The sequence below is a fragment of the Frankia sp. CgMI4 genome, assembly GCF_001756285.1.
Lineage (GTDB): Bacteria > Actinomycetota > Actinomycetes > Frankiales > Frankiaceae > Frankia > Frankia casuarinae.
In genome coordinates this window covers 1-1,618 of record NZ_MAQZ01000034.1, presented here as the reverse complement: position 1 = coordinate 1,618, position 1,618 = coordinate 1, and the positions used below count along the sequence as shown (strand labels likewise).

The window sequence follows — 1,618 nt, the reverse complement described above, 5'->3', positions numbered from 1 at the left end:
GGTTTGTTTGCGGAGGTGTTGCGGTTGGAGCGGGTCGGGGTCGAGGACAGTTTCTTCGATCTTGGTGGTGACTCTCTGCTCGCGATGCGGCTGATTGCCCGGGTGCGGGGGGCGCTCGGGGCTGAGGTCAGCATCCACGACCTGTTCACGGCACAGACCCCGGCCGGTGTCGCCAGGCTGGTCGGCGGCGACGGTACCGCTCGTACCGCCCTGGTGGCGGGCCGGCGGCCCGCGGTGCTGCCGCTGTCGTTCGGCCAGGCGCGGATGTGGTTCCTGAACCGGTTGCAGGAGGGCAGCGCGGTCTACAACATGCCGATGGCGCTGCGGCTGCGCGRTGACCTGGACCGGGCGGCGTTGCGCGCGGCGTTGGCCGACGTCGCGACTCGGCACGAGAGCCTGCGGACGGTGTTCCCCGACTCGGATGGGCTGCCCTTCCAGCAGATCCTGGCGGGCGGCCCCGAGCTMGTGGTGCAGGACACCGATGAGCGGGAACTACCCGGCCTGCTGGCGGCCGAGGCGAGTCGTCCGTTCGACGTGCGCCACGAGCTGCCATGGCGGGCGTCCTTGTTCGCGCTGTCCCCGCAGGAGCACATGCTGCTCCTGGTGATGCACCACATCGCGGCCGACGGCTGGTCGATGGGGGTGCTGACCCGCGACCTGTCGGCGGCCTATGCGGCGCGACTGTCCGGTCAGGAACCGTCGTGGGCGCCCTTGCCGGTGCAGTACGCCGACTTCGCGGTCTGGCAGCGCGAAGTGCTCGGCAGTGAGGACGACCCGGACAGCCTGATCAGCAGGCAACTGGCGTACTGGCGGTCGACCCTGGCTGAGCTTCCTGCCGAGCTGACCCTGCCGGTCGACCGCCAGCGCCCGCCCGTGGCCTCCTTCGCCRGCGGCTCGGTGCCGCTGCGGCTCGGCCCGCAGGTGCACGCGCGGCTCACCGGGCTGGCCCAGGACGAGCGGGCCACGCTGTTCATGGTGATGCAGGCGGCGATTGCGGTACTGCTGTCAGGGCTCGGCGCGGGCACCGACATCGCGCTGGGCACCCCGGTGGCCGGTCGCGGCGACGCCGCCGTGGACGATCTGATCGGGTTCTTCGTCAACACGCTGGTGCTGCGCACCGACCTCGGCGGCGACCCGTCCTTTGCCGAGCTGCTCGGCCGGGTGCGGGAGATGAACCTGGCGGCGTACGCCCATCAGGACGTGCCGTTCGAGCGGYTGGTGGAGGAGCTGCAACCGGCCCGCTCGCTGTCCCGGCACCCGCTGTTCCAGGTGATGCTGACCTTCCAGAACACCCACCAGGACGGGGGTTGGGAGCTGCCCGGCCTGTCGGTACGGCCGGAGCGCTCTGGCTCGGACGTGGCCAAGTTCGACCTGTCGTTCAGCCTGGCCGAGAACCGCACTCCCGACGGGGAGCTCGCCGGGATCAGCGGGGCGGTCGGCTACTCGGCCGACCTGTTCGACCAGCGGACGGCCGAGGAGACGGCGAACCGGCTGGTGCGGGTGCTGGAGGCGGTGGCTGCCGATCCYACGCTCCGGGTCAGCCAGGTGCCGCTCCTCGACGAGACCGAGCGGGCCCGGGTGGTGGATGGGTGGAATGAGACGGGGGTGGTGGTGCCGG

General features: G+C 71.3%; 1 protein-coding gene. It reads left to right on the top strand.

The genetic code is table 11. From position 1 onward, the window contains the following. Positions 1 to 1,618, top strand: a 1,618-nt coding sequence (locus Manayef4_RS02920; RefSeq protein ID WP_254665432.1) for a condensation domain-containing protein, incomplete at both ends; no start/stop codon positions are given.